At 67.3% G+C, this 2,223-nt stretch carries 1 protein-coding gene and 1 pseudogene; both read left to right on the top strand.

Annotation, left to right across the window (positions count from 1 at the left end):
- On the top strand, nt 1-743 hold a 743-nt coding region (locus BN13_RS17740), incomplete at its 5' end, for an IS3 family transposase (protein ID WP_048548328.1).
- Nucleotides 744-870: 127 nt separating this feature from the next.
- Nucleotides 871-2,159 (top strand): annotated as a pseudogene (locus tag BN13_RS17735) (ISL3 family transposase); the annotation flags it as partial.
- Between the last annotated feature and the right edge of the window lie 64 nt (nt 2,160-2,223).

The raw sequence follows: 2,223 nt of genomic DNA, 5'->3' as shown, positions 1-2,223 counted from the left end.
GTCGCGGTGTGCACGGTTCTCCGCGGTTACACGCCGATCTGGTCGTGGACGGGTGGACGGTGAGTGAGAAGACGGTCGCTGACTCGATGCGCCGGCAGGGCCTGGTCGCGCGAAAGATGAAGCGCCGCAACGGATTAACCCGGCAGGACAAGACGGCACCGAAGTTCCCGGACCTGCTGCGCCGGGATTTCACCGCTGAGCGTCCCAACGCCCGCTGGGTTGGGGATATCACGGAGATCCCGACCACGGGCGGGAAGCTGTACCTGGCCACGGTGATCGACTTGTACTCGCGGCGGCTGCTCGGTGCCGCGACTGGGATCCATCCGGACGCCGACCTGGCGTGCGCGGCGATCACGATGGCCGTCGCGGCCCGCGGCGGCATCGACGCGGTCAACGGCCCGAACTGGCGGGAAAACGAGTCGCAGCGGGTCATTTTCCACACCGACAGGGGCTCGACCTACACGGCGAACTCGTTCACCGGGCTGTGCCGCCGGCTCGGGATCCGTCAATCCATGGGACGCGTCGGATCGTGTTTCGACAATGCAGCCGCGGAGGCGTTCTTCTCCTCCCTGGAGTGGGAAGTCCTCTCCCGGCACGAGTTCACCACTACCCAGGCGGCCCAGGCCGTCGTGCTCGATTGGTGCTACGGGTTCTACAACCACGAGCGCCGACACAGCTCAGCAGGCATGATGAGCCCCATCGCCTACGAAACCACCGCGGCCACCGCCCGGGAAGCCGCATAGCCAAACCCTCCACGATTCGGGGGGAACCACAGAGAGTGTGGGTTGGGTGAGCGCGTCGCTGCTTGGTTGAGGGTCGAGGCCTTCCGATGATGGAGGTTCCTACGCCTTCGATCTGGAAGACCTCGACATGGCTGACGTTACCTTCACGCGCGCGGATCTGGACACCTTCGCCGGTGTGGACGGCTTGGGGCTGGTCATTACCGGGCAGCGGATCGAGGTGGGCCGGGCGGTGCTGGCGTGTCGGGTCATCGAGCCCGATCCGTGGTGCCGCCGCTGCGGCGGCGAAGGGCGCGTGCGCGATAGTGTCGTGCGTCGGCTGGCGCATTTGCCATGTGGTTGGCGGCCAACGGTATTGGAGGTTACAGTCCGCCGGTACCGCTGCCGCGAATGCGGGATGGTGTGGCGTCAGGACACCACCGCCGCGGCCGAGCCGCGGGCCAAGCTGTCCCGGGCTGCGTTGCGGTGGGCGTTGGAGGCGCTGGTCTTGTCTCACTTGACGGTCGCGCGGGTCGCCCAAGCGCTGGCGGTCGCGTGGGACACCGCGAACGATGCGGTCCTGGCCGAGGGGCGTCGGGTCTTGATCGATGACCCGGACCGGTTCACCGGTGTCGCGGTCATCGGCGTGGATGAGCACTGTTGGCGGCACACCGGCAAGGGCGATAAGTACGTGACCGTGATCATCGACCTGACCCCGGTGCGTGATCGCACGGGGCCGGCGCGGTTGTTGGACATGGTCGAGGGCCGCTCGAGTGAGGTGTTCGCCACCTGGCTCAGTGATCAGGATCAGGCCTGGCGCGATGCCATCGAGGTTGTCGCGATGGACGGGTTCACCGGCTTCAAAACCGCTGCCGCGCGCATGAACTTCCGACCGCGGTCCCGGTCCTTGACCCGTTCCACGTGATCCGCCTCGCCGGGGACGCCCTCGATGAGACACGCCGCCGGGTTCAACAGGCCACCACCGGCCACGGCGGCCGCAAAGGCGACCCGCTTTACGCTGCCCGCCGCACCCTGAACACCGGCTCTGACCTCCTCACCGACCGTCAGTGCGCCCGCCTGGAGGCGTTGTTCGCCGTCGAGGAGCATGTCGAAGTGGAGGCGACATGGGGCATCTACCAGCGGATGATCGGCGCCTACCGCGACCCCGGCCGGGCCGCCGGCAAGGCCCGGATGCAGGCCGTCATCGACTCCGTCAGCGCCGGCGTCCCGGCCGCGTTGAAAGAGGTCAGAACCCTGGGCAGGACTCTGAAGAAACGCGCCGCGGACATCCTCGCCTACTTCGACCGCCCCGGCACCTCCAATGGCCCCACCGAAGCCCTCAACGGTCGCCTCGAGCACCTGCGTGGCTCCGCCCTCGGCTTCCGCAACCTGACCAACTACATCGCCCGCAGCCTTCTCGAGACCGGCGGCTTCAGACCCGGATCCGCGAGTAGTGGAGACTGTCCGACCAACGGTGTAAGTGGCCCGACACGCCAACGAGGTT

It is taken from the genome of Nostocoides jenkinsii Ben 74 (genome assembly GCF_001046875.1).
GTDB classification, from domain to species: Bacteria; Actinomycetota; Actinomycetes; order Actinomycetales; family Dermatophilaceae; genus Nostocoides_A; species Nostocoides_A jenkinsii.
The sequence above is the reverse complement of the archived record's forward strand: the minus strand, read 5'-3'. Positions and strand labels throughout refer to the sequence as shown.